Source organism: Cetobacterium sp. 2A (assembly GCF_014250685.1).
In the GTDB taxonomy this organism is placed as follows: Bacteria; Fusobacteriota; Fusobacteriia; order Fusobacteriales; family Fusobacteriaceae; genus Cetobacterium.
The window spans coordinates 686224-713190 of record NZ_JACFAJ010000006.1; the positions used below are offsets into that span (position 1 = coordinate 686224).

At 31.5% G+C, this 26967-nt stretch carries 27 protein-coding genes and 7 tRNA genes; 33 read left to right on the top strand and 1 reads right to left on the bottom strand.

Annotated elements, in window-relative coordinates; all coding sequences use genetic code 11:
* Positions 1 to 6 precede the first annotated feature (6 nt).
* The 17 genes from H3N56_RS07145 (at position 7) to H3N56_RS07225 (ending at position 18683) form a co-directional block, all read left to right on the top strand.
* Complete coding sequence (locus H3N56_RS07145) at positions 7 to 1035, top strand: iron ABC transporter permease (protein ID WP_185880534.1); 1029 nt, start codon at positions 7 to 9, stop codon at positions 1033 to 1035.
* The gene (locus H3N56_RS07150) at positions 1035 to 1805 is read left to right on the top strand and encodes an ABC transporter ATP-binding protein (RefSeq protein WP_185880535.1); all 771 of its coding nucleotides are present in this window, start codon (positions 1035 to 1037) and stop codon (positions 1803 to 1805) included. Before H3N56_RS07145 ends, H3N56_RS07150 begins: the two co-directional genes overlap by 1 nt.
* 24 nt (positions 1806 to 1829) lie before the next feature.
* Positions 1830 to 3764 (top strand): TonB-dependent receptor, encoded by a 1935-nt coding sequence (locus H3N56_RS07155; protein ID WP_185880536.1) that lies wholly within the window; start codon positions 1830 to 1832, stop codon positions 3762 to 3764.
* Positions 3765 to 3803: 39 nt separating this feature from the next.
* The gene (gene hemA / locus H3N56_RS07160; protein ID WP_185880537.1) at positions 3804 to 4799 is read left to right on the top strand and encodes a glutamyl-tRNA reductase; all 996 of its coding nucleotides are present in this window, start codon (positions 3804 to 3806) and stop codon (positions 4797 to 4799) included.
* Between the two features lies 1 nt (position 4800).
* Complete coding sequence (gene hemC / locus H3N56_RS07165) at positions 4801 to 5700, top strand: hydroxymethylbilane synthase (RefSeq protein WP_185880538.1); 900 nt, start codon at positions 4801 to 4803, stop codon at positions 5698 to 5700.
* Positions 5693 to 7162, top strand: a complete 1470-nt coding sequence (cobA, locus tag H3N56_RS07170; RefSeq protein WP_185880539.1) for a uroporphyrinogen-III C-methyltransferase — start codon at positions 5693 to 5695, stop codon at positions 7160 to 7162. Before hemC ends, cobA begins: the two co-directional genes overlap by 8 nt.
* A 1-nt stretch (position 7163) precedes the next feature.
* Complete coding sequence (gene hemB, locus H3N56_RS07175; protein WP_185880540.1) at positions 7164 to 8129, top strand: porphobilinogen synthase; 966 nt, start codon at positions 7164 to 7166, stop codon at positions 8127 to 8129.
* Position 8130: 1 nt separating this feature from the next.
* The gene (hemL, locus tag H3N56_RS07180) at positions 8131 to 9432 is read left to right on the top strand and encodes a glutamate-1-semialdehyde 2,1-aminomutase (protein WP_185880541.1); all 1302 of its coding nucleotides are present in this window, start codon (positions 8131 to 8133) and stop codon (positions 9430 to 9432) included.
* Positions 9432 to 9890 carry a bifunctional precorrin-2 dehydrogenase/sirohydrochlorin ferrochelatase gene (locus H3N56_RS07185; protein ID WP_185880542.1) on the top strand — a complete coding sequence of 153 codons (459 nt, stop codon included), beginning with the start codon at positions 9432 to 9434 and terminating at the stop codon, positions 9888 to 9890. Before hemL ends, H3N56_RS07185 begins: the two co-directional genes overlap by 1 nt.
* Before the next feature lie 32 nt (positions 9891 to 9922).
* The gene (locus H3N56_RS07190) at positions 9923 to 10306 is read left to right on the top strand and encodes a RidA family protein (RefSeq protein ID WP_185880543.1); all 384 of its coding nucleotides are present in this window, start codon (positions 9923 to 9925) and stop codon (positions 10304 to 10306) included.
* Positions 10307 to 10416: 110 nt separating this feature from the next.
* A complete protein-coding gene (locus tag H3N56_RS07195; protein WP_185880544.1) occupies positions 10417 to 11289 on the top strand; it encodes an RluA family pseudouridine synthase in 873 nt (290 codons plus the stop codon).
* A gap of 122 nt (positions 11290 to 11411) precedes the next feature.
* Complete coding sequence (gene gap, locus H3N56_RS07200) at positions 11412 to 12419, top strand: type I glyceraldehyde-3-phosphate dehydrogenase (protein WP_185880545.1); 1008 nt, start codon at positions 11412 to 11414, stop codon at positions 12417 to 12419.
* Positions 12420 to 12496: 77 nt separating this feature from the next.
* Positions 12497 to 13696 carry a phosphoglycerate kinase gene (gene pgk, locus H3N56_RS07205; protein ID WP_185880546.1) on the top strand — a complete coding sequence of 400 codons (1200 nt, stop codon included), beginning with the start codon at positions 12497 to 12499 and terminating at the stop codon, positions 13694 to 13696.
* A gap of 76 nt (positions 13697 to 13772) precedes the next feature.
* Positions 13773 to 14903, top strand: coding sequence for a YibE/F family protein (locus H3N56_RS07210; RefSeq protein ID WP_185880547.1), 1131 nt, complete (start codon positions 13773 to 13775; stop codon positions 14901 to 14903).
* The gene (locus H3N56_RS07215) at positions 14903 to 16750 is read left to right on the top strand and encodes a bifunctional UDP-sugar hydrolase/5'-nucleotidase (RefSeq protein ID WP_185880548.1); all 1848 of its coding nucleotides are present in this window, start codon (positions 14903 to 14905) and stop codon (positions 16748 to 16750) included. Before H3N56_RS07210 ends, H3N56_RS07215 begins: the two co-directional genes overlap by 1 nt.
* 18 nt (positions 16751 to 16768) lie before the next feature.
* Complete coding sequence (locus tag H3N56_RS07220) at positions 16769 to 18301, top strand: 5'-nucleotidase C-terminal domain-containing protein (RefSeq protein ID WP_185880549.1); 1533 nt, start codon at positions 16769 to 16771, stop codon at positions 18299 to 18301.
* Between the two features lie 22 nt (positions 18302 to 18323).
* Positions 18324 to 18683, top strand: a complete 360-nt coding sequence (locus H3N56_RS07225) for an FMN-binding protein (protein ID WP_185880550.1) — start codon at positions 18324 to 18326, stop codon at positions 18681 to 18683.
* A 31-nt stretch (positions 18684 to 18714) separates the two neighbouring features.
* Here the strand turns inward: H3N56_RS07225 and H3N56_RS07230 are convergent, their stop codons facing one another.
* Positions 18715 to 19362, bottom strand: coding sequence for an OmpA family protein (locus H3N56_RS07230; RefSeq protein WP_185880551.1), 648 nt, complete (start codon positions 19360 to 19362; stop codon positions 18715 to 18717).
* 134 nt (positions 19363 to 19496) lie between these two features.
* Here H3N56_RS07230 and H3N56_RS07235 point away from each other — a divergent pair.
* The 16 genes from H3N56_RS07235 (at position 19497) to H3N56_RS07310 (ending at position 26950) form a co-directional block, all read left to right on the top strand.
* Positions 19497 to 19573 (top strand) — tRNA-Pro (locus tag H3N56_RS07235).
* 5 nt (positions 19574 to 19578) lie between these two features.
* Positions 19579 to 19654: transfer RNA gene (locus H3N56_RS07240), tRNA-Gly, on the top strand.
* Between the two features lie 21 nt (positions 19655 to 19675).
* Positions 19676 to 19752: transfer RNA gene (locus tag H3N56_RS07245), tRNA-Arg, on the top strand.
* Between the two features lie 11 nt (positions 19753 to 19763).
* Positions 19764 to 19839: transfer RNA gene (locus tag H3N56_RS07250), tRNA-His, on the top strand.
* A gap of 18 nt (positions 19840 to 19857) precedes the next feature.
* Positions 19858 to 19933 (top strand) — tRNA-Lys (locus H3N56_RS07255).
* A 2-nt stretch (positions 19934 to 19935) separates the two neighbouring features.
* A tRNA-Leu gene (locus H3N56_RS07260) sits at positions 19936 to 20019 on the top strand.
* 69 nt (positions 20020 to 20088) lie between these two features.
* The gene (gene truA / locus H3N56_RS07265; RefSeq protein ID WP_185880552.1) at positions 20089 to 20820 is read left to right on the top strand and encodes a tRNA pseudouridine(38-40) synthase TruA; all 732 of its coding nucleotides are present in this window, start codon (positions 20089 to 20091) and stop codon (positions 20818 to 20820) included.
* Between the two features lie 9 nt (positions 20821 to 20829).
* Entirely contained in the window at positions 20830 to 21279 is a 450-nt protein-coding gene (locus H3N56_RS07270) for an N-acetyltransferase (protein ID WP_185880553.1), read from the top strand.
* 77 nt (positions 21280 to 21356) lie between these two features.
* Positions 21357 to 21767: a Fur family transcriptional regulator gene (locus H3N56_RS07275; protein ID WP_185881095.1), complete on the top strand. Its 411-nt coding sequence runs from the start codon at positions 21357 to 21359 to the stop codon at positions 21765 to 21767.
* A 33-nt stretch (positions 21768 to 21800) separates the two neighbouring features.
* Positions 21801 to 22178: a desulfoferrodoxin family protein gene (locus tag H3N56_RS07280; RefSeq protein ID WP_185880554.1), complete on the top strand. Its 378-nt coding sequence runs from the start codon at positions 21801 to 21803 to the stop codon at positions 22176 to 22178.
* Positions 22179 to 22288: 110 nt separating this feature from the next.
* Positions 22289 to 22365 (top strand) — tRNA-Met (locus H3N56_RS07285).
* Between the two features lie 152 nt (positions 22366 to 22517).
* Positions 22518 to 23303: a glycosyltransferase family 2 protein gene (locus tag H3N56_RS07290; RefSeq protein ID WP_185880555.1), complete on the top strand. Its 786-nt coding sequence runs from the start codon at positions 22518 to 22520 to the stop codon at positions 23301 to 23303.
* A complete protein-coding gene (locus H3N56_RS07295; RefSeq protein ID WP_370521059.1) occupies positions 23278 to 24291 on the top strand; it encodes a glycosyltransferase family 9 protein in 1014 nt (337 codons plus the stop codon). Before H3N56_RS07290 ends, H3N56_RS07295 begins: the two co-directional genes overlap by 26 nt.
* A gap of 9 nt (positions 24292 to 24300) precedes the next feature.
* On the top strand, positions 24301 to 25293 hold the full coding sequence (locus H3N56_RS07300; protein WP_185880557.1) for a glycosyltransferase family 9 protein: 993 nt from the start codon (positions 24301 to 24303) through the stop codon (positions 25291 to 25293).
* A complete protein-coding gene (locus H3N56_RS07305) occupies positions 25287 to 25973 on the top strand; it encodes a lipopolysaccharide core heptose(II) kinase RfaY (RefSeq protein ID WP_185880558.1) in 687 nt (228 codons plus the stop codon). The genes H3N56_RS07300 and H3N56_RS07305 overlap by 7 nt, the downstream gene beginning before the upstream one ends.
* Positions 25970 to 26950: a glycosyltransferase family 9 protein gene (locus H3N56_RS07310; RefSeq protein ID WP_185880559.1), complete on the top strand. Its 981-nt coding sequence runs from the start codon at positions 25970 to 25972 to the stop codon at positions 26948 to 26950. The genes H3N56_RS07305 and H3N56_RS07310 overlap by 4 nt, the downstream gene beginning before the upstream one ends.
* Positions 26951 to 26967: the final 17 nt, after the last annotated feature.

A 26967-nucleotide genomic window follows, 5' to 3' on the forward strand; every position in this document is an offset into this window, starting at 1 on the left:
ATAAATATGGAAATTATAGATAGAGAGAAAAAAAATATAATATTCATAATTTTGATTTTAATTACGGTATTTGTTCTGTGTATTTCTATTGGAACAGTTTATATTCCATTTTTGGAAATATGGAAAGTTATATTAAAGAAGTTATTTAATCTTAACTTAGCATTTCAAGGATTAAATTATGAAGAGATAATCTATTATGTTAGATTACCAAGGGTGTTAGTTGGATGTCTTGTAGGTGGAGGACTTGCACTTAGTGGAGCAGTTATGCAAAGTGTTTTTAAAAATCCTATGGCAGATGCTGGAATACTTGGAATTTCAAGTGGAGCAAGTCTTGGAGCAGTTATTACAATAGCTTTAGGATTGACGGCTAAATCAATGATTTATATGCCAGTTATGGCAATCATTTGTTCCTTTGTTCTTGGAATGATTGTTTACAAGTTATCTTCATACAGAGGAAGAACTTCAACTCTTACTCTTATTTTATCAGGAGTAGCCATGAGTACTTTGGTTGGTGCAATCATATCTCTTATAATTACAAATATATCAGAGCATCAGATGAAGGAATATGTATTTTGGTCTATGGGAAGTTTAGTTGGAAGAAGATGGGAGCATGTCCATTTGATAGCTATTCCAATAATTCTTATAAGTTTTTATATAATGAGATATTCAAGAGAGCTAAATATACTTCTTTTGGGAGATGAGGAGAGTCATTCCCTTGGAATAAATCCAAATAAATTTAGAAAAAAAATTCTGTTTTTAGCTTCGGTAATAGTTGCTTTGGGAGTGTGTGTAAGTGGTTATATAGGTTTTGTAGGACTTATAATTCCACATATAACTAGAATGATAGTTGGAGCTAACAACAAAATAGTTTTACCGGTTAGTTTTTTAAGCGGAGGAATATTTTTAATGGTGTGTGATTTATTTGCAAGAACGCTATTCTCTCCGACTGAAATAAGTGTTGGTATAATAACTTCAATTTTAGGAGCACCTTACTTTATATACTTGCTTTTAAAATCTAGAAAGGAAGAGTTTTAATGGAGATTCTAAAAGTTAATAATTTGAGTTTATCTTTTGATAAAAGAGAGATTTTAAAAAATATCAATTTTTCTGTAAAAAAGGGAGAGTTTATAGGATTGATTGGTATAAATGGATCTGGAAAGACTACACTTTTAAAAAGTTTAAACGGAATAAATAAATATTCATCTGGAGAGATTTTAATAGATGATAAGAATATAGGACAATTTTTAGAAAAAGATTTAGCGAAAAAAGTAGCTCTAATGGGTCAAAATACAAATCTTTCTATCCCTTTTAGCTGTATGGATATAGTCTTGATGGGAAGATATCCACATCTAAAAAGAGGGGAAGATTTTAGTAAAGTAGATTACGATAAATCAAAAAGATATATGGAATTTACAGATACACTTAAATTTGAGAAAAAATTTATAAATAATCTTTCTGGTGGAGAAAAACAAAGAGTATTTTTTTCAAAGGTTTTAGCTCAGGAGAGTGAGATAATTCTTTTAGATGAACCTACTGCAAGTTTAGATATTTCTCATCAAGAGGAAATTTTTAAAATCTGTAAAGAGTTACAAAAAGAGAATAAAACACTGATAGCTTCTATACATGATTTAAGAATTGCTATCAAATACTGTGATAAGCTCCTACTTCTAAAAGATGGAGAGATTATAGAGTTTGGAGATATAGAAAAAGTTATAACGGCAGATAATTTAAAAAAAGCTTATGGAATTGATGTTCATATCTATATGAATGAATTTTCTAAAAAGCTAGATTACTACATACAATAAAAATATAACTGGGAGAAATCAAAAATGAATAAAAAAATTTTATTAGCAGCATCTTTAATTTTATTATGTAATTCAGTAATGGCAGAAGAAAAAACATATGTACAAAGACTTGAAGATACGATAGTATCAGGAGAGAACTTCGAAGTTACTGTTATTGATACACCGAAGAATGTAACTATAATAACTAGTGAAGAATTAGAGCAAAGAGGAGTAAAAAATATATCTGAAGCCTTAAAATCAGTTCCAAGTTTAATTGTAACATCTATGAGTGGAACTGATCCAACATTTGATTTAAGAGGACAAGGAGCTACAGCTAAATCAAATGTACTTGTGTTATTAGATGGAATTCCTTTAAATACAATAGATTTAAGTGGATATAAAACTAATCAAATAGATATAAGTCAAGTTAGCAGAATAGAAGTTGTACCAGCAGGAGGAGCTGTTCTTTATGGAGACGGAGCTGTTGGAGGACTAATAAATATAATAACAAAAGGTGCAGAAAATAGAAAAAACTATGGAACGGTTGGAATAGAAGCTGGTTCATACGATCTTCTGAAATTCTACGGAAACTATGGAACTAAGATAACTGATAATTTACTTGTAGAGGGAAGATATTCTACTAAAAATATGCACGGGTACAGAGAGAATAGTAAAGATGATTTGGATACTATAGATTTCCAAGCTAAATATCTTTTAAAAGATGGATTTATATCTCTTGGTGCGGGACGTTCTAAAAATTCATTCCATGCTCCAGGGGCTCTAACTTTAGCTGAATATAACGAAGATAGAGAGCAAATGGGTGACGAACTTTTAAAAGGAATTAATACAGAGAAACAATATAATTTAAAAATGGAGAAGAGACTTTCAACAAATCTTGAGTTTATGATTTATGGAAACCATAGAACACAGGATTATACTTCATCGAGATTTTATAAAGCTAATCCTAGCTGGAATTATGGAAGAGAGTACAAGACAACTCTTGATTATGTAAAACCACAAATAAAATATTCTTATAGAGAAAATGATTACCTTATTTTAGGTGCTGATTATTTAAATGGAAAAACAGATGTTAAAGGCACTGGAGAAAGCAAAAAAGAATCGACTGGAATTTTTGCATTGAATAAATTTAATGTAAGTAAATTTGAACTTACTCAAGGATATAGAAAACAGTTTATAGATTACGATTATTTTGAAAATGGAGTATTGAAGAAGAAGAAGTTTAAAGAGGACGCTTTAGAATTAGCAGCTAACTATTTAATAAATGATACATCTTCTACTTACATCTCATATACATCGGCATTTAGAACTCCAAATACTGATGAAATTGGATACTGGGCACAAAATGAAGAGATAAAACCACAAACTTCTAATACAATTGAAATAGGTGGAAAAACTATAGTTGGTAATACATATATATCAGCTGCTATATTTAATATTTCAACTGAAAATGAGATTATTTTTGGTAGAGGAGATGAAACTCCAAGCCAAAGAAATAGAAATATAGATGGAAAAACTGATAGAATCGGGGGAGAGCTATTCCTTGAGCACTATTTTGATAAACTTACATTAAGAGAAACATTTAGCTATATTCACCATGAGATAAAAGATGGAGCGTACGAAGGAAAAGAGATTCCAGGAGTACCTAATTATATGGCAGGTTTAGGAGCAACGTATCTATTCACAGAAAAGCTAACTTTCAATACTGACTTAAACTACTATGGATCATACTATAGTTCAGCAGATTTTGATAACGAAGGTTCAAGAAATGATGCGTATACAGTTTTAAACGTAAGTTTAAACTATGAGTTCGGAAATGGAGTTTCAGTATATGGAGGAATAAATAATATTGCAAATGAAAGTTATAGCGATTATGTGAATTTCTCTAGTTACTCTAAGACAACTTCATATTATCCAGCAGCAGAGAGAAACTTCTATGCAGGTGCTAGATATACTTTCTAATTTATTATAATTTTTATAAAAAATACTAAGGAGTCGGGTATGTACTTTAAAGATTTTGTTGTATTGGGTATAACTCATAAAGAGCTTGATTTAGAATCAAGAGAGCGATTTATAAAAGAGAATCCAACTAACATTATAAAAAAACTCTATGATGAGGGAAAAATAGTTGGATATGTAAATCTTTCGACTTGTTTAAGAGTTGAATTTTATCTTCATCTTTCCAAAGATATTAGTTTGGAAGAAATTTTAAAATACTTCAATTTCAGCGGAGTATTTACCAAGACTTCACACGAAGCTGTAAACTATTTATTCAGAGTCGCTTGTGGTTTTGAATCTGTAATAAAGGGCGAGGATCAAATCCTTGCCCAAATTAAAAAAGCTCAAACTGATGCAATGGAAAATAGTTTTTCAACTTCGAATTTAAATGTAATTTTTAATAAGGCGATAGAACTAGGAAAGAAATTTAGACATAAGAGTCAAATTTGTCATAATGCACTTTCGCTGGAAGCAATCTCTTTAAAATTTATAAAAAAACAGGTTAAAAGTTTAAAAGATAAAAAAGTTTTAATTTTAGGAGTTGGAGATTTAGCTCAATCAATAATGGGACTTCTTTTGAAAGAGGGAGTTGCAAATATTACCATAACAAACAGAAGTTATCATAAAGCACTTGAAATAAAAGATTTATATCAAGCAGATGTTATAAGTTTTGACGATAAAATTGAACAGACTGTAAAAAGTGATGTAATTATTTCAGCTACTTCTGCACCTCATTATGTACTAAGAGGAGAGGACCTACTTCCAAAATTAGATATAGAAAAACAATATACATTTTTGGATTTAGCTGTGCCAAGAGATATTGAGGATAATATCTCTACTTTATCAAATGTTAAGCTATACAATTTAGATGATGTTTGGAGTGCGTATTATGAAAATCTTGAAAATAGAGAACATCTTTTAGAAAAATATGAGTATCTTTTGGAAGAACAAATAATAAATCTTGTAAAATGGTTTAAATACAAAGAGAGGATAGCATAAAATGAAAAATAAAATAGTAATTGGTAGTAGAGGTAGTATTTTAGCTTTAGCACAGAGTGAGATGATTATGGGGAGATTGAAAGGTAAATTTCCTGAGATTGAATTTGAATTAAAAGTTATAGTTACAAGTGGAGATACTGACCTAGTTAGTAACTGGAACAATAGTGATAAATCTTTAAAGAGCTTTTTTACAAAAGAGATAGAGCAAGAGTTACTTGATGGAACAATAGACTTAGCTGTTCACTCAATGAAGGATATGCCTATAGTTTCTCCTCCTGGACTTATTTGTGGAGCTACACCAGATCGTGAAGATAATAGAGACGTATTGGTTAGTAGAAGCGGAAAAACTCTTTTAGAACTACCTCACGGTGCTGTAGTAGGAACAAGTTCTCTTAGAAGAACTATGGGACTTCGTATGGCAAGACCTGATTTAGAAATAAAACAACTTCGTGGAAATATACATACAAGACTTCGTAAATTAGATGAAGGACAATATGATGCTATTCTTTTAGCAGCGGCAGGACTTATAAGAGTTGGACTTTCTGATAGAATAACTGAGTTTTTAGATTATGATTTAATGATGCCAGCACCAGCTCAAGGGGCACTTCATATCCAATGTAGAGAAAATGATGAGTTTATAAAAAATGTTTTACTTTCTATTCATAACTCTAAAATAGAGGAAATAGTTGATATAGAAAGAGAATTCTCTAAAATATTTGACGGAGGTTGTCATACTCCAATGGGATGTACTGGTCATTTAGAAAATGAAGAAATCACTTTAAGAGGTGTATACTGTCAAAACGATATTATGTATAAAGATGAAGTTACTGCTGATGCAAAACTGGGGAAAGAGATTGCACATATACTAGCTGAAAGAATAAGGGAGAAGATAAATGGCTAAGGGGAAAGTATATATAATTGGAGCTGGATGCGGAAATATAGATTTACTTACACTAAAAGGTAAAAGATGTATAGAGGAAGCTGATTGTATTGTCTATGATAGACTTATAGATCCAAAAGTTTTAGATCTTGCTAAAAAAGATGCTGAATTTATTTACCTTGGAAAAGGAAATACAGAGGGTGGAGTTATTCAAGATGAGATAAATCAAACTCTTGCACAAAAAGCTTTAGAGGGGAAAATTGTAGCCAGAGTAAAAGGTGGAGATCCATTTGTTTTTGGAAGAGGTGGAGAAGAGATAGAGGAAATTATAAAGTACTCTATACCTTTTGAAATTATTCCTGGAATAAGTTCTTCAATAGCTGTTCCTGAATATGCTGGTATTCCAGTAACTCATAGAGGAGTATCACGTTCTTTCCATGTTTTCACAGGACATACTATGGAAAACGGTGAATGGCATGATTTTTCTACAATTGCAAAATTAGAGGGAACTTTAGTTTTCCTAATGGGAATTAAAAATCTAGATTTGATAACTGGAGATTTAATAAAATATGGTAAAAATCCAAAGACTCCTGTTGCTATAATAGAAAAAGGAGCTAATACAAATCAAAGAGTTACAGTTGGAACTATTGAAAATATTGTAGAGATAGCTTCTGAGAGAAATATAGTTCCTCCAGCTATAACAATAATCGGAGATGTTGTAAATCTAAGAACTAGTTTCGAATGGTTTGAAAACTTACCTCTTTCTGGAACTAAAGTTTTAGTTACTAGAGATAAAAAGCTAGCAGGAGAATTTACTGAAAAGCTTCGTATAGAAGGAGCAGACGTATCTGAGATGGATTTCTTAGAAATAGAAGATTCTTGTCATGGATTTGATTATTCAGAACTTAAAAATTATAATGCTTTATTATTTAACTCACCTAATGGAGTTAAAGCTTTTATGAAAAATATTTCTGACCTAAGAGTGCTTGGAAATGTTAAAATTGGAGTTGTTGGAAGTAAGACAGCAGAGGTTCTTAAAACTTATAGAATTACTCCAGATTTTATGCCTGAAAAATATATGGTTTCAGAACTAGCAAAAGAAGTAGTACAATTTACACAAGAGGGAGATAAAGTATTGGTTATAACTTCTGATATATCTCCAGCTGATTGTGAAGGATGGTCTAAAAATTATAAGAGAGAGTTTTCTAAGTTATCAGCTTATAATACAAAAAAAGTTATAAGAGATAAAGAGTCAGTAGAAAATATCTTAAAAAAGGTAGATCATGTAACTTTCTTAAGTTCTTCAACAGTTGAGTCATTTTATGATGCTCTAGGTGGAGATTTAAGTTTAGTTAATGGAAAGAAAATGGTATCAATAGGTCCAGTAACGAGTGCTACAATGAAAAAATTAGGATTCACTGTTGATTTAGAAGCTAAAGTTTATGATATTGATGGTGTTATAGCTGCCATTAAAGGAGAGTAAAATGTTTAATAGAACAAGAAGAACTAGAACATCTCAAACTATGAGAGATTTGGTTTCAAACGTAACTTTTTCTTTAGATAATTTAGTATATCCTCTTTTCATAGAAGAGGGAAATGGTATAAAGACTGAAATTTCTTCTATGCCAGGGCAATACAGATTTTCAATTGATATGCTAAAACCTGAACTTCAAGAGTTAAAAGATCTAGGGATTAGATCACTTTTACTTTTTGGTATTCCAGCTCAAAAAGACGAGATAGGTTCTGAGGCATATAATAACAATGGAATAGTTCAGCAAGCTCTAAGATTTATAAAAAATGAGTTTCCAGACTTCCTAATTGTTACAGATGTTTGTATGTGTGAATACACATCTCATGGACACTGTGGAATATTGGAAGGGGATCAAGTTCTAAATGATCCAACTGTAAAGCTTTTAGAAAAGATTGCAATCTCTCATGCAAAAGCTGGAGCTGATATTATAGCTCCGTCAGATATGATGGATGGAAGAATTGGAGCTATTAGAAAAGCTTTAGATGAAGCTGGGTTCCATCATACTCCAATAATGTCTTACAGTGTTAAATATTCTTCAAGCTACTACGGTCCTTTCCGTGAAGCTGCAGATTCAGCACCAAGTTTTGGAGATAGAAAAGCTTACCAAATGGATTTTAGAAACTCTCGTGATTATATTTTAGAAGCTAGAAATGATGTGGCCGAAGGTGCTGACATCATAATGGTAAAACCTGGAATGCCATATTTAGATGTTGTAAAGTCGATAGCTGATGTAATTGATTTACCAATCGCTGTTTACAATGTAAGTGGAGAATACTCTATGGTTAAAGCTGCTGCTGAAAAAGGGTGGCTAGACGAAGAGAAGGTTGTTCTTGAAAATATGTATGCTATGAGAAGAGCAGGGGCTAGTATCATAATAACTTACCATGCTAAAGATATAGCAAAATGGAGAGTGAATTAATTTGAGATATGAAAATTCAGAAAAAATATATGAAAGAGCTGCTAAGATAATTCCTGGAGGAGTAAACAGTCCAGTTAGAGCTTTTAAATCAGTAAATAAAACTTACCCAATTTTTGTTAAGCAGGGAATGGGTTCAAAAATAATAGATGAAGATAATAATGAATATATAGATTATATCTGTTCTTGGGGTCCGCTTATTCTTGGACACAACAACGAAAGAGTTTTAGCTGGAGTAAGAGAGAGCATAGAGTTAGGAAGTTCTTTTGGTCTACCAACTAAAATGGAAGTTGATTTGGCAGAGCTTGTTTGTAAATGTTATCCATCTATGGATATGATAAGATTTACAACTTCTGGAACTGAAGCAACTATGGCTGCTATAAGAGTAGCTAGAGCTTATACAAATAGAAACAAGATTTTAAAATTTGAAGGATGTTATCACGGACATTCAGATTCACTTCTTGTAAGTTCTGGGTCAGGACTTTTAACTGATGGATATCAAGATAGTAATGGTATAACAGAGGGTGTTTTAAGAGATACTTTAGTTGCATCTTTTGGAAATATAGATGAAGTTAGAGAAATATTAGAGAAAAAAGATGTGGCTTGTTTAATAATGGAGCCGATTCCAGCAAATATGGGTCTTATGAATAGTGAAGAGAAATTTTTAAAAGATATAAGAAAAGTTTGTACAGAAACTGGGACTCTTCTTATATTTGATGAAGTTATCTCTGGATTCCGTGTTTCTCTTGGAGGAGCACAAGAAGTATTTGGAATAACTCCTGATATAACTACACTTGGAAAAATAATAGGTGGAGGTTATCCAGTAGGAGCTTTTGGTGGAAGAAGAGATATAATGGAAATGATAGCTCCAATTGGAAGAGTTTATCATGCAGGAACACTTTCTGGAAATCCGGTAGCTGTTAGAGCTGGAATAGAAACTGTAAGTTATCTTTTAGAAAATAGAGAAACTCTTTATAAAGAATTAGCAGATAAAGTTATTTATCTGACAGATGAAGTAACTAAAATAGCTAAGAAATATGAAGTACCAATCACAATAAATAGATTTGGATCTTTATTTACAATTTTCTTTACTGAAGCGGATAAAGTTGCGTCTCTTCAAGATGTAATGGCTACAAGCTCTGAGGCATACTCTGTATACTTCAACACTATGCTAGATGAGGGAGTTGTAACTCCACCTTCAAAATTTGAAGCTCATTTCGTATCTACAGCTCATACAAAAGAGGACTTAGACAAGACATTAGTAGCTATGGATAAAGCATTTAGAGCTATTGGAGAGAAAAAGTAATGGATAAAAAATCCTTTTTCCCTATGTTTATAGATTTGAACGATAAGGAGTGTTTAGTGGTTGGGGGCGGAAATATTGCTCTTAGAAAAACTAAAACACTTCTAGAATATGGTGCAAAAGTTAGAGTGATTTCTCCTCACGTTAAACATGAGTTTATGGATTTAGATATAGAGTTAAAGAAAAATTATTTTTGTGAAGCAGATTTAGAAAAACCTTTTTTAGTAATCGCTGCAACTGACAACGAAGAATTAAATTTAAAAATCGTTGAACTTTGTAATGAAAAAAACATACTTGTAAACAATATTACATCTAAATTAAATATGAGTGCAAGATTTGCTGCTATACTAGAAAATGATGATTATCAAGTGGCTATATCCGCAAAAGGAAATCCCAAAAAAGCGTTGAAATTAAAAAAAGAAATTGAAAATAGTATTTTTAATGTGGTAAACTCTAAGTAGAACAAAGAATTTTTTTATGGAGGTTTATTTAAATGAAAAAAATTATAAATACAGTTAACGCACCTGCGGCTATCGGACCATACTCACAAGCTATAGAAGCTAATGGAATGTTATTTGTTTCAGGACAAATTCCATTTGTTCCATCTACAATGGCAATCGTATCAGAAGATGTTAAAGAGCAAACTAAACAATCTTTAGAGAATGTTAAAGCTATACTTATGGAAGCTGGATACACACTTAAAGATGTTGTAAAAGCTGGAGTTTTCATTAAAGATATGAACGACTTCGCAGCTATAAATGAAGTTTACAATGAGTATTTAGGAGAAGTTAAACCTGCTAGAGCTTGTGTTGAAGTTGCAAGACTTCCTAGAGACGTTAAAGTTGAAATTGAAGTTATCGCAGTAAAATCTAAGTAATAAAAGTAAGGATCTTTAGGGATCCTTTTTTTATTTAAATATAAATTTTGAATTTTATTGAAAATCTAGGTATAATTAAAAGCATATGAAATAAATTATGAGGTGTATTAATGAAAAAGTTTACAATAGAACCTGAGTATAACAATTATAAGATTTCTCAATATTTAAGAGAAGTTAAAGGGTACTCGGGAAGAAGTCTTAGAAATGTAGAAGTTTATTTAAATGGAAAAAGAGTTAAAACAACTAAAACATTAAAGAAATTAAACCGTCTAATGGTTAAGGAAAAAGGAAAAGAAGTTGGAATAGAACCTATCCCAATGGATTTAAAGATTGCTTACGAGGATAAAAACTTACTTATAATTGATAAAGAACCGTTCCTACTTGTACATCCAACTACTAAAAAAGTTGATAAAACTTTAGCAAATGGTGTTATCCACTATTTTAAAGAAACTATGGGGGAGATATTACCACCAAGATTTTATAATAGACTGGATATGAATACATCTGGACTTGTAGTTGTAACTAAGAATGCTTACGCACAGGCTTTTTTACAAGATAAGGCAACAGTTAAAAAATTCTATAAAGCTATTGTAAAAGGAATTATAGAAAAAGATGAATTTATGATTGAAAAACCTCTTGGAAAAGAAGGAGAAGAGTTAAGAAGAAAAGAAATGAGTGTTGAAGCTGGAGGACAAACAGCAAAAACATTTGTAAAAGTGCTAGAAAGATTCCCAGATGAGAATTTAACTTTAGTTGAGCTTGAATTATTTACAGGAAGAACTCATCAAATAAGAGCTCATTTGTCTTTAGAGGGGTACCCAATCTTAGGTGATGATTTGTATGGTGGATCTGATGAAAGAGCCAACAGACAACTATTACACTCTTACAGACTAATATTTACGGATTTAGAAACTAATAGTGATAAAACTGTTGAAATTGGTTTACCAGAGGACATGACAAAGATTCTAAATATGAAAAAATAATCATAAAAAGATTAATTTTAATTCTTACCATATATTTGACAAACAATAAAACTTAATATATTATTTAAGTAACATAAAAACAACTATAAATAAAAGTAACTATAAATAGGGAGGTTTATCTAATGGCAGTTAAAGTAGCAATTAACGGATTCGGAAGAATCGGAAGACTAGCATTAAGATTAATGATTAACAATCCAGAGTTTGAAGTGGTGGCTATCAATGATTTAACAAATGAAAAAACACTAGCACATCTTTTCAAATATGATTCAGCACAAGGAAGATTCGATGGAACAATCGAGGTTGTTGAAGGTGGATTCTTAGTAAATGGGAAATTCATAAAAGTTGTTGCTGATAGAGATCCTAAAAACTTACCTTGGAAAGCACTTGATGTAGACGTAGTTCTTGAGTGTACTGGATTCTTTACTTCTAAAGAAAAAGCAGAATTACACATCGAAGCAGGAGCTAAAAAAGTAGTTATATCTGCACCAGCTACTGGAGATGTTAAAACTATAGTATATAACGTAAATGATAATATATTAACAGGAGAAGAAACAGTTATATCTGGAGCTTCTTGTACAACAAACTGTTTAGCACCAATGGCTAAAGTATTACAAGATCAGTTTGGAATTGTAGAAGGATTAATGACTACAATACATGCTTATACAAACGATCAAAATACTTTAGATGCACCACATGCTAAAGGAGACCTAAGAAGAGGTAGAGCTGCAGCAGCAAACATAGTTCCTAACACAACTGGAGCTGCAAAAGCAATCGGATTAGTAATTCCTGAATTAGCTGGAAAATTAGATGGTTCTGCTCAAAGAGTACCAGTAATAACTGGATCATTAACTGAGTTAGTAACTGTACTTGAAAAGCCAGTAACAGTAGCTGAAGTTAACGCTGCTATGAAAGCTGCTTCTAACGAATCATTCGGATACACAGAAGAAGAGTTAGTTTCAACTGATATCATAGGAATCGATTTCGGATCTCTATTTGATGCAACTCAAACAAGAGTATTAACAGTTGGAGATAAGCAATTAGTTAAAACTGTTTCTTGGTATGATAATGAGATGTCTTATACAGCTCAATTAATCAGAACTTTAAAGAAGTTTGTAGAGTTATCAAAGTAATTGAATAAATAGAATAAGCGGAACTTAAAAGTTCCGCTTTTTTTTAAGAAAAATTTCAAATTGATGGAGGATATATCATGGCTAAGAAAAGTGTTACTGATTTAAACTTAAAAGGTAAAAAAGTACTTATGAGAGTTGATTTTAACGTTCCTATGAAGGACGGAAAAATAACTGATGAGAATAGAATAGTTGCAGCACTTCCAACTATAAAATATGTTTTAGAAAACGGTGGAAAAGCTATTGTTTTCTCACACTTAGGAAAAGTTAAAACTGAAGAAGATTTAGAAAAGAGAAATATAGCTCCAGTAGCTGAAAGACTTTCTGAGTTATTAGGACAACCAGTTAAGTTTATAAATGCTACAAGAGGAGAAGAGTTAGAAAAAGCTGTAGCTGATTTAAAAGATGGAGAAATCTTAATGTTCCAAAATACTAGATTCGAAGATTTAGATGGAAAGAAAGAGTCTAAAAACGACGAAGAATTAGGAAAATACTGGGCTTCTTTAGGAGACCTATTTGTAAATGATGCCTTTGGAACAGCTCATAGAGCCCACGCATCAAATGTTGGAATTGCTGCTAATATCGGAGAGGGAAATACAGCTGCAGGATTCTTAATGGAAAAAGAAATTAAATTTATCGGTGGAGCAGTTGATAGTCCTGAAAGACCTTTAGTTGCTATTTTAGGAGGAGCGAAAGTTTCTGATAAAATAGGAGTTATCGAAAATCTATTAGTTAAAGCTGATAAAATATTAATAGGTGGAGCTATGATGTTTACATTCTTTAAAGCTCTTGGAAAAAATACAGGAACATCTTTAGTTGAAGAGGATAAAGTAGGACTTGCAAAAGAACTTCTTGAAAAAGCTAATGGAAAAATAATTCTTCCAATAGATACAGTAGTTTGTAAAGAATTTAATAATGATGCACCTCATTCAGTTGTATCAGTAGATGAGATTCCATCAGATGAAATGGGATTAGATATTGGACCAGCAACAGTAAAATTATTTACTGACGAATTAGTTGGAGCAAAGACAGTTGTATGGAATGGACCTATGGGTGTATTTGAAATGCCAAGTTATGCTAAAGGAACTATCGGAGTTTGTGAAGCTATAGCTAACCTTAAAAATGCTACTACAATAATAGGTGGAGGAGATTCAGCAGCAGCAGCAATAAGCTTAGGATTTGCTGAAAAGTTCTCTCATATCTCAACTGGTGGAGGAGCTTCTCTTGAGTATTTAGAAGGAAAAGTTTTACCAGGTGTAGAATCAATCTCTAACAAATAATATAAAAATAGTATATAATTTAGGAGGGTTTCAATACCCTTCTTTTTTTTATAAAAATTTTGAAAGGAAACATGTGATGAAAGAGAAAATTTTACCGATTTTAGTTTTAATCTCAATTATCTTAATGGCTTGGATCTCACCTAAGTATACTGAAGTATATAAAGGTGGAAAAGTTTTTAAACAGGAGTTTGTATCTGGAAAAATAATGAGAATAGTAGAAGAAAATCTTATGAAAGATCCAGTGATTGAGGGGAAATTTAGGGGAAGTCAAAAATTAGAAGTTGAAATTTTGGAGGGGAGTGAAAAGGGGAATATTCACCCTGTATATAACACTCTTAGCAACCTCCATAACACATACGCCACAAAAGATTTAAAGGCAATATTTACAGTTAGAGAAAAAGATGGAAAGAAAATTGTGTGGCTCTATAATCAAAAAAGAGATATTTTTTTGTATGGACTTAGTACGGTATTTTTACTCTTAGTGTTTATTATGGGTAAAATGAAGGGAGTTAAATCAATTTTATCTTTAATTTTCACTGGAGCTGTGATAATATATTTATTGTTACCGATGCTCTTTGCAGGGGTCGAACCTATACCTAGTTCTATAGCTTTAGTTTCAATAATAATACTAATAAGTTTCTTGCTAATTGGAGGTTTTAATAGAAAAACTTACTCAGCGATTGTAGGAACAATATTTGGAATAACATTGGGAGGACTCATATCATATTTTTCAGGAGAGGTCATGAATCTTTCAGGAATAAATATGGAGGGTGGAGAACAACTTCTCTACATAGCTAAGGATTATAGTTTAAAAATAAAGGGACTTCTGTTTGTATCTATTCTTATTGCATCACTCGGAGCAGTTATGGACGTTGCTATGTCTATAGCATCATCTACAAACGAGCTCTATGAACATCAAAGGGATATAAGCATGGGACAACTTTTTATTTCAAGTATGAATATTGGAAAAGATATAATGGGGACGATGGTAAATACCCTAATTTTAGCTTTTGCAGGAAGCTCACTTCCAATGATAATGATGATATGGGGATATGATATGAGTTATAATCAATTTATCAATATTCCATCAATAGCTATAGAAATAACAAATGGACTAGCAGGAAGTATAGGAATTATAGCTACGGTGCCATTTACAGCAGCTATATCTATTATGTTTATAAAAAGAGAAAAAAGGGAGATGAAGTAATGAAAATTAAGTTTTTAGTTGGTAGTTTGATACTTGCTGCTCTGTTTACAGGATGTAACAAACCAGCTGAACCTGAAGTACAAGCAAAAGAGTTTAAAGAAGAACCTTTAAAGTTAGAGCAAAAGGTTGTTAAAAAGGGAGAAGCAAAAGCTGAAGAAATAACTTTAACTTTCGCAGCTACATCTGATATGCATGGAAGAATATACCCTTACGAGTACGCAATTGATTCTGAAGATAAAAGTTCAGGATTTGCTAAAACAAATAGCATAGTAAAAGAATTAAGAGAAAAAAATCCTAATCTTGTTTTAATTGATGTTGGAGATACTGTTCAAGATAATAGTGCTGAACTATTTAATAACTTAGATACACATCCAATGGTTGAGGCTATGAACACTATGAACTATGATGTTTGGGTTCTTGGAAACCATGAATTTAACTTTGAAAAAGAGTTTATAACAAGAAATATTAAAAACTTCAACGGAGCAGTTGTAAATGCTAATATCCAAAATGAAGTAGACGGTTCTGACTTTGTTCTTCCATATCAAATATTTGATATCGAGGGAGTAAAAGTAGCTGTAATTGGAGTTATTCCACCTCACGTTCCTATGTGGGAAGCATCAGCTCCTGAGCATTTTAAAGGATTAAAATTTGAAGATCCTATGCCAGCTGTAAAAAGAACTGTAGAAGCACTAAAAGGTAAGTATGATGTTTTAATAGGTGCAGTGCATCTTGGAAGAAAAGACGAGTATGGTGCAACTGGTGCTTTTGATTTAGCACAGGAAGTTCCAGAGTTTAATCTTATATTTGCAGGTCATGAGCATGCTAAATATGTAACTGAAGTTAACAATACTCTAGTATTAGAGCCAGGAGCTTACGGTTGGGGTGTTGCAACAGGAGAAATAAAAGTAAAGAAAGAAAATGGTAAATGGGAAATAAAAGACGTAACTGCTAAGAATATAGAAAGTAAGAACTATGAAGCAGATGCTGAAATTATTGAAAAATTCAAACCGGTTCACGAGAAGTCAAGAGAGGATGCAAATCAAGTTATAGGAAAAGTAACGGAAGTATTTATACCTAGAGTTGATTACATAACTGGTGCAGAAAAAGTTACAACTATGCCAACATCTCAAATTGAAGATACTTCAATAGTTGAACTTATAAATGAAGTTCAAAAGCATTATTCTAAGGCAGATGTATCATCAGCAGCTATATTTAATGTGGATTCTAACCTACAACCTGGAGATTTTAAGAAAAAGGACGTAGCTTTCATATATAAATATACAAATACACTTATGGGTGTAAATATGACTGGAGAAAATCTATTAAAGTATATGGAATGGTCAGCAAATTACTACAATAAAGCTGTACCTGGAGATATCACAATTTCATTTGACGAAAAAGTAAGAGGATATAACTATGATATGTTTGATGGAGTTAATTACGTTATAGATATATCACAAGAGCCTGGAAATAGAATAAAAAATGCAACTATAAATGGACAACCAATAGATCCTAACAAAATATATAAAGTTGCAGTAAATAACTACAGATTTGGAACTCTTCAAAACCTTGGGTTAATAAAGCCAGAAGATAAGTACTACGATTCTTATGAAGAGTTACAAGATGGTGGAAGAGTTAGAGAAATGATTGTTAAGTATGTTCAAGAAAATCTTAAAGGTCAACTTTCACCAAAAATTGACAACAACTGGAAAATTATTGGAATAGAAGAAAATATTCCAGGAAGAGAAGCAGTTATTGAAAAAATTAAAACTGGTGAAATTACAATACCTAAATCAAGCGATGAAAGAACTATCAATGTTAAATCTATAAATATAAATCAAATCTAAATCTAACGGGAGGCTATAGTGAAGAGTAATGTTAAGTTAATTGGAGTATTAGCGCTTTTAATATCAGTTGCAGGATGTAGTTCTTTAGGTAGAACAAAAGAGAAAGATTATGAATTGACACTAATTCATGTAAATGATGTTCATGGAAGAGCAGAAGAATCAAAATTTGATGGAGTAGGATATGCTAAAGTATCTACTATTGCTAAAAATTACCAAGCTGACAAGAATAACGGAGAAGTTCTAATTTTAGATGCTGGAGATACTCTTCATGGAACTACTTTTGCCACTTTAAATAAAGGTGAATCAATAGTAGAGGTTTTAAACATAACAGGACTTGATTATATGGCTCTTGGAAACCATGACTTCAATTATGGAGATAAGAGATTAAAAGAACTTATGAAAACTGCAAATTTTGGAATTTTAACTGCTAACGTAATAGATAAAACAACTGGAAAACCTTTAGGAAAAGAATATGATATAAAGACAGTAAATGGTATGAAAGTTGGTATTTTTGGACTTTCAACTCCTGAAACATATTTCAAAACAAATCCAAAGAATGTAGAGGATATAGAGTTCTTAGATCCAATTCCAGTAGCTAAAGAGATAGTAGCTAAACTTAAAAAAGAAAATGTTAAATATATAATAGCTATAACTCACTTAGGTGATGATGAGTCTACAGAAAAGAAATATCAAAGTATAGGTCTTGCAGAAGCTGTTCCAGAAATTGGATTAATAGTTGATGGACATAGCCATACTGAATTAAAAGAAAAGAAAGTTGTAAATGGAGTAACTATAGTTCAAACTGGAGAATATACTAAAAATGTTGGTGTTGTAAGAATAGATTTAGATGATTTATCAAATGCTATAGATTACAGACTTATCAGCAAAGATGAAATAGCTGTTGAAGGAGACGCTAAAGTAGTTGAAAAAATAGAGACAATAAAGGCTAGTCAAAAGACAATCACAAGTGTAAAGATTGGAAAATCTCCTATAAAGTTAGAAGGGGATAGATCGGTTGTTAGAACTGGAGAGAGTAATTTAGCTCAACTGATAACAGATTCAATGATTTGGAAAACAGGAGCTGACGTGGCATTAACTAATGGTGGAGGAATAAGAGCTTCTATCAATGCTGGAGATATAACTGTTGGAGATGTAATAACTGTACTTCCATTTGGAAATTACGTTGTTACAAAAGAAGTTAAAGGTTCTGATTTAAAAGCTGCTTTAGAGCACGGATTAAGAGCTTATCCAGAATCTCTTGGTGGATTATCACAAGTTGCTGGATTAACTGTTAAATTTGATCCTAAAAAGCCAGAAGGACAAAAAATATCAGAGATTAAAATTAAGGGAAAATTATTAAATCCAAATAAAACTTACGTAGTAGCTACAAATGACTTTATGGCAGTAGGAGGAGACGGGTATGCAACTCTGAAACCAGGAAAAGAGATAGCTCATTTTGGTGGTTTAGATGAAGTTTTAATAGAATATATCCAAAAGGTAGGAATTAAAAATAGAGCTGTAACTCAAAAGAGATTAGTTCCTAAAAAATAATTACTAGAAATGTGGGGGAAAAATGGATAAGAACAAGATAAGAAAAGCTTTAGTATCGCTATTTATACTAGTTGGATTAGGTGGAATATACTATGAAAACAGTAAGCCAGCACCTGTAGTTTATGAAGGAACTGGAGAAGGATACAACGATAAGATAACAGTTAAAATTACTGCAAAAAGAAACAGTAAAAATGAAGTAAGAATTTTAAAAGTTGAAGCTATAAATGAAGATACTCCAGCTATTGCAGGACCTGCATTAGAAAAATTAATTTCTCAAACACTTGCTAAACAAAGTTATGAAGTGGACGCAGTTTCAGGAGCAACATATACTTCTGAAGGGTACAAAGAGGGATTAAAAAAAGCTGTAGAATCTGTAAAATAAGCAATAAAAAAAAGGCCAATTGGCCTTTTTTTTATTTATAAGCTGGGTAAATTTTAATTTCTACTCTTCTATTTTGTGCTCTTCCAGCCACAGAATTATTGTTAGCTATAGGCATATCAGGTCCATATCCAACAGCAGTTATTCTTGCTCCGTTAACTCCTTTAGAAACTAGGAAGTTAGCAACGCTTTGAGCTCTGCTTAAAGAAAGTCTTCTATTGTAATCATATGCACCAGTATTGTCAGTAAATCCAGCTACTTCAATTCTAGTTTCTCCATATTGATTTATAACAGAAGCTATTGAATCTAAAGGACTATAGAAACTTCTATTTATAGTTGAACTATTAGTTGCAAATGTTACTCCACCAGGAAGATTTAAGTTAATATAGTTTCCTTGATTAGAAACTACAACATCTGTATTACGAAGACGTTGAGTTAACTCCGCAGCTTGCTTATCTCTATAAGCTCCCCATCCAAGTCCTGCTAAAGCACCGATTCCAGCACCAATAAGAGTTCCTTTCGTATCTTTTCCAATAACTTGACCAACTAAGGCACCTAAAGCGGCTCCACCAGCAGTTCCAGTAGTTTTTTTATTATATTGAGTAGTTCCACCTGCAGCAGTACATGCTCCAAATAAAGTTGTGATTAAAAACATAGATGCAAATTTTTTCTTGCTTGTCATTTGATAATACCTCCATAAATCTTAACTTATATTTATTTTAGCATAAAAAAATAAAAAAAACTAAAAAAACTTGTTGACAGAAAATATTTTCGGTGATATAATCATTAGTGTCTTGAGGGACAAAAAAAATAGTACGGAATATAGCGCAGTCCGGTAGCGCACCTGCCTTGGGAGCAGGGGGCCGCAAGTTCGAATCTTGCTATTCCGACCATTTACGCGGGAATAGCTCAGATGGTAGAGCGTCAGCCTTCCAAGCTGAATGTCGCGAGTTCGATCCTCGTTTCCCGCTCCAAACAATTTAATAAAAACATATGTGTCTGTAGCTCAGTTGGATAGAGCAACGCCCTTCTAAGGCGTGGGTCAGGGGTTCGAATCCCTTCAGACACGCCATAAATTTTATGGTGAGCGTAGTTCAGTTGGTAGAGCGCCAGTTTGTGGATCTGGTTGTCGCGGGTTCGAGCCCCGTCGTTCACCCCATTAAAATTTATAAAAACCGCGTTATTAGCTCAGATGGTAGAGCACACGACTTTTAATCGTGTTGTCACTGGTTCGAGCCCAGTATGACGCACCACTGCGAGGGTGGCGGAATTGGCAGACGCACCAGACTTAGGATCTGGCGTCCTAGACGTGAGGGTTCAAGTCCCTCCTCTCGCACCACTTTGATACTTTAAGGGTTCTAATTAGAGCCCTTTTTTTTTATATAAAAATAAGAAAAAGGTGATAAAAATGAAAAATGTAAAAATTTCCTATGAATATGATGGAAGTGATTTTTTTGGATTTCAAAGACAACCTGGAATGAGGACTGTTCAAGGAGAAATAGAAAAAGCTTTAAAAGTTGTTTTGAAAGAGGAGATAAATCTAGTTTCAGCAGGAAGAACAGATCGTGGTGTTCATTCAAAACATCAAGTTTCAAACTTTTTTACAAATTCTAGCATACCAGTTCATAGACTTGAAAGAGTTTTAAATGGACTTTTACCGATAGATATAAATATTTTTTTAGTAGAGGAAAAAGATGAAGCTTTCAGTGCTAGATTCTCTGCTAGGCATAGAGCCTATGAATATGATATTACTTCAGAAAAGACAACTTTTAAAAGAAGATATGCAACATATTATCCTGAAAAAATTGACTGTAAAAAATTTTTAGAAATATTAAATCCACTTCTTGGAGAGCATGATTTTGCTAATTTTAGGTTAAGCGATTGTTGTAGTAGAACAACAAATAGAGAAATTCATGAAATTAAGTGCTATAATACTAGTGAGACTGATGTTAGAGTTTACATCAGAGGGAATGCTTTTTTAAAATCTCAAATAAGAATAATAGTAGGGACAGCTCTTAGTATATATTCTAAGAAAACGGATGAAAATCAGCTGAAAGACATGTTGAATAATCCCGAAGTTTATTACCCTAAAATAGTAGCCGAGCCACAGGGATTATATCTTTGCGAAATTGGATATTAGGAGGTATTTATGAGGTTGATTGAAGTCAGGCCAGAGAATCAAGAGTTAATAGAAAAAATAGTAGAAAATGAAAATGATACGTTTTCAGGAATCGGAAATGCGGATATGTGGTTAATAAAATCTATTATTAGATATGGAAAACTGTATGTTCTTTTAAATCAAAAAAATGAACTACTTTCTGTAGCTCAATATATGCCAATTTTTGGTAAAGACGAAGTTTTTCTTTATGGGTTTTCGACTGTAAATAAACATCAGAAGAAGGGCCATGGAAAAAAATTATTATTGGAGAGCGAAAAAGAATTAAAAGATTTAGGGATAAAAAAAGTTATATTAACAGTAGCTCCAGAAAATAGTTCTGCAATTAAGTTATATGAGGGTACGGGGTATTCTGTAACAGAATTGCAAAAAAATGAGTATGGATTAGGAATAGATAGATACGTCATGGAAAAAAATCTTTAATTATTTGACTTGCATACAAAAATGGTATATTATTAAGTATGTATTCATTTCAAATTAGGAAGGAGAAAAAAGGTATGATGAACATAGAGGAGATAGGAATTCATTTAAAGAAACATGATATAAAACCCTCATATCAAAGGATTAAAATATTTCAATATCTTTTGGAACATAAAAATCATCCTAATGTAGATACCATATATAAAGCTTTAGCTCCAGAGATTCCAACATTATCTAAAACTACAGTATATAATACTTTAGGTTTATTTATTGAGAAAAACATTGTGAAAGTTCTAGTTATAGAGGAAAATGAGACTAGATACGATGTAGATACAGGAGTTCATGGACATTTTAAATGTGAAAAATGTGGCAAAATAGAGGACTTAGATATTAATTTTGGTGAGTTAAATATTTCACAACTAAGCGATTACAAAATAGATGAGCGTCACTTATATTTTAAAGGAATTTGTAAAAGTTGTTTGAATAAATAAATCAGGTTTAAATTTAAGGAGGTTGATAATATTATGAAACAGTTTGATATTTACAAGTGTGGAAAATGTGGAGTATTATTAGAGTCAATTATTGTTAATGGTGATTCTGAGCATGTTCTTGAAAATTTAGAGCTTTTAGTTCCTAAAACTCAGGATGCATCTACAGAAAAACATGTGCCTTATATTGAAGAAAAAGAAGATGGTTATTTAGTGAAGGTTGGAAAAGATGCTGCGCATCCAATGCTACCTGAACATTATATTGAATTTATAGAGATTTTTGTAGATGATTTTCAGTATAGAAAATTCTTAAAACCTGGTGAAGCACCTGAAGCTTATTTTAAAGTTCCTAAAGGATCTAAGGTTTCTGCAAAAGAATATTGTAATATTCATGGGCTATGGAAAGATAAATAAGAGAATCAAGGGAGAGCTTAAAGCTCTCTTTTTTTGTTAAAAAAATATCAAAAACTGTCAAAAAGACCATTGACAGAATATATATTATAATGTATTATAAATAATCATAAGCCTGAATAGCTCAGTTGGCTAGAGCACTCGGTTCATACCCGAGCGGTCGATGGTTCGAATCCGTCTTCAGGCACCATATTCCAAATAATTTTTAAACCCCACTTTTTAGATTCATATGTTTTAGTCTAACCCTAAATATTTTTAAGAAAATAAGCGAGTTTACCCGGCTCGCTTATTTTCTTTTTTTTTGCTATAATTATGGTAAAAAAAGAGAAGAAACGGAGAAATATGAAGCTAACAGTTGCTATGATAACTTTTAATGAAGAAAAGAATTTAGATAGAACATTAAATTCAATAAAAAATATTGCAGATGAAATAGTAATAGTTGATAGTGGTTCTACGGACAAAACAAAAGAGATAGCTGAAAAGTATAATGCTAAATTTATTTTCCATCCGTGGAAGGGGTACGGTTTACAAAGAAACTTTGCTATAGAGAATAGTAATGGAGAATGGATATTGGCTATAGATGCTGACGAAGAAGTTAGTTTGGAATTAGCAGATAAAATTAAAGAGATTATAGAGAATGAAAGTGAAAAAAAAGTATTTGAAATAAATAGAGTTTCAGTATGTTTTGGAAAAGTTTTAAAACATGGAGGCTGGGGAAAATCTTACGCAGTTAGACTTTTTACAAAAACGAGTGGAAAATTTAATGATAATACAGTACATGAGCAGTTTGTAACTGAGGATAAAATCTACAAAATAAATAAGAAAGATATTATTTATCATCATAGCTATTTGACTCTACAGGACTACTTTACTAAATTTAATAGATATACAACTGAGGGAGCTCTAGATTATTATAGAAAAGGAAAGAAAAGTTCTATTTTTCAAATAGTATTTAATCCCCTTTTTAAATTTATAAGAATGTATATAATTAGACTTGGATTTTTGGACGGAGTAGAAGGATTTGTAATTGCAACTACAAGTGCTATGTACTCTATGGTAAAATATTTTAAACTTAGAGAAATATATAAAAATGGAGCTTATAATGAAAATAATAATATCAAGAACTGATAAAATTGGAGATTTAGTACTTTCTATTCCCAGTTTTTATATGGTAAGAAAAATGTTTCCAGAGGCAGAAATAACTGTTCTGGTAAGAAAATATAATTATGAGATTGTTAAAAATCTACCTTATATAGATAGAGTTTTGAAAATAGATGATTATAGACAAAAAGAATTACTAGAAAAAATTTCATATTTTAAAGCTGATATATTTATAGCTTTATATGTGGATAAATTTGTTGCAGAATTAGCAAGAGCGAGTAAAGCTAAAATGAAAATAGGCCCAATATCAAAATTGTATTCGATTTTTGCATTCAATAAAGGGGTATGGCAAAAACGTTCTAGTTCTATAAAAAATGAGGCAGAATATAATTTAGATTTGGTTAAAAAAATTAATTCTAAAATGTTCGAAGAGAAATTTGAAATAAATACCAATATTATTTTAGAAGAAAAACATAGATTGGCAGCTGAAGCATTCTTTAGTGCCAAAAATATAAAGAGTAAAACATTGGTTGTGAATCCATTTATGGGTGGATCAGCTAAAAATATAAGTGATGATGAGTATGCTAACTTATTAAGAAAAGTAAAAGATGAGCATGAAGATACAGATATAATTATTACCTCTCATATATCAGAAGAAGAAAGAGGAGAAGCTCTTGTTGATAAAATTGATAGAGAAGGAGTTTATCTTTATGCAAATGGCGGAGAATTATTGAATATTGCTGCTATAATAGAAAAGGCTACAGTTTATTTGGGTGGATCAACAGGACCTACACATATAGCTGGATCATTACAGAAGGATATAGTTGCCATATATCCTAAAAAACCAAGCCAAAGTCCTAAAAGATGGGGAGTATTTGGAAACGATAAAGTGGAATATGTAATTCCAGATTTAAATAATAAAAAAGAAAATTACTCTCATAAAAATTTCGACAGCTATAATGAAGATGTTGAAAAAGAGATTTTAAAAGCGATTTCAAAAGTGTTAGATAAGTAGGAGACGATTATGAGAATATTAATAATACATACGGCATTTATAGGAGATATAGTTCTTTCTACTCCATTGATTAGAAAAATAAAAGATATATATCCTGAAAGTAAAATTACTTATGTTACAACTCCAGTTGGAGCTCAAATTTTAAGAAATAATCCAGATATCTCTGAAATTATTGAATATGATAAGAGAAAAGCACATAGTGGAATAAATGGTATTTTTCAATTAGGAAAAAGATTGAGATATGAAAATTTTAATATGGTGATAAGTTTACATAGATATTTAAGAAGTTCGGTTCTTTCTTGGTTAACAAGAGCTCCAATAAGATTAGGGTATGATGTAGCAAGTGGATCATTTTTATTTACAAAAAAAATAAAGTATGATAAAAAACTTCATGAAGTAGAAAAAATTCTTTCTTTTATAGAGGGTGGGAAACCAGCTAGAGATTATAAAATTGAACTTTATCCCGGAGATGAAGATATAAAGAAAGTTGATAAATTTTGGGAAGAAAAAAACCTTTCAAATAAAAAAGTAATTGTTATAGCACCAGGAAGCAGATGGTTTACAAAAAAATGGCCTTTGGATTATTTTAATCAAGTTATAAAAGAATTAGAAAAAAAAGAAAATATTACTGTTATAATAGTTGGTGGAGCAGATGAGAAGGGATTAAATATTGTATATTCAGATTATACAATAGATTTGAGAGGTTGTACGACTCTTCTTGGACTAGCTGAGGTACTGAAAAGAGCGGACATTGTTTTAACAAATGATTCATCTCCAATCCATATTGCTTCTGCTTGGGAAAAACCTCATATATTAGCAATATTTGGTCCAACAATAAAAGAATTTGGATTTACTCCTTGGTCAACAAATAGTGAAGTTTTACAGATAGAAAATTTAGATTGTAGACCGTGTTCTATACATGGTGGAGATAAATGTCCTAAAGGTCATTTTAAATGCATGATGGATATTACGCCGGAAAAAGTATTGGATAAATTATGTTGAAATTTTATTCTGAAAAAGAGAGTAAAAAAGACATTTTGATGGCGATTAAAAATCAAAATTTTAATGTTTTAAAAACTTTAAAAGATGATCAAAGAAGTAAAGTTTATTTGGTAGAAGTTTTAGGAAATAGATATGTTTATAAAGTTCCAACTGAAAAGAATAAAAGAGTTTGGCAAAGATTTTTATCTATTTTTAGAGGTAGTGAAAGTAAAAGAGAGTTTGATAACTATAACAAGATATTAGACGAAGGATTTAAGGGTCCAAAAGGAATTGGATATTTTGAAAAAAAGATAGGTCCAGTTGTTGTAGATTCATTTTTAGTATCATCTTTTCTTGATGGAAGAAACTCTAAACTAGAAGATTTAAGTTTAGTGGAAAAGGAGTTAAGAAAGATTCATGAAAGTGGATATTTACATGGGGACTCACAACTTTCAAATTTTATGATAGTTGAAGATGAAATTTATCTGATAGATGCTAAAATGAAGAGAAATATCTACGGAGGATTTGGAGCATCATACGAGTTTATTTATTTGGAAGAAAGTTGTCATAAGAAGGTTTTTGAATATGATAATTCGATTTATTATAGGGGTGCAAAATTATTAAATGAGTATCTCCATTTTTATGGAAAGCTAAGAAAGAAAATTAAAAAATTTTTTAGGGGAAAGGAAAAAAAAAGTTGAGAATATTAGTGATAAGATTAAGTTCAATTGGAGATGTAATTTTAACAACTCCAGTATTGAAAGAGTTTAAAGAAAAATATCCAGATTCAATTATTGATTTTTTAGTTTTAGATAAATTTAAAGATGCAATAGAAGGATCACCCTATGTAGATAACGTGATTCTCTTTAAAAAGGGTGAAAATGATGGAATTTCAAATATTGTTAAATTTGGAAAAAAGCTAAAAGAGAATGGATATGATTATATATTTGATTTACATGCAAAAGCAAGATCTATAATAATAAGTGGAGCTATTGGAGTTAAGACATACAGATATAAAAAACGTAGTTGGGAAAAAACAATTTTAGTTAAGCTAAAACTTTCTAAATATGAAGTAGATAATACGATAGTAAAAAATTATTTTGGTGCATTTGAAGACTTTGGTCTTGAGTATAAAGGTGAAGATTTAAATTTTCCATATTCGGAATCAGATAAAGATAAAGTTAAAGAATATGTAGGTCATCCTGTTTTAGCTCCTGGAGCTTCAAAGGAAACTAAAAAGTGGACACCGGAAGGATTTGGAAAATTAGCTAAAATTATATTTGAAAAATATGGAGTAGCCCCAATTATCATTGGTTCCAAAGATGAAAGAGCCATATGCGAAAAAATAAGAGAAATAAGTGGAAATGTGGCTATAAATTTAGCTGGAGAACTTTCGTTAAAAGAGAGCGGAGCATTATTATCTCAGTCAAAATTTTTAGTAACAAATGATTCAGGACCGTTTCATATTGCAAGAGGTGTAAAGTGTAAGGCCTATGTTATATTTGGACCAACAAGTCCTTGGATGTTTGATTATGATGAAAATAGTATTTTGATATATAGAAAAGAGAGCTGTTCTCCGTGTAGTTTGCACGGAGATAAAGAGTGTCCAAAAGGGCATTTTAACTGTATGAAGCTTCTTACACCTGAAACTGTTATGCAGTATATAGAAAAGTCATAAGAGAACGAGGCGAAAGA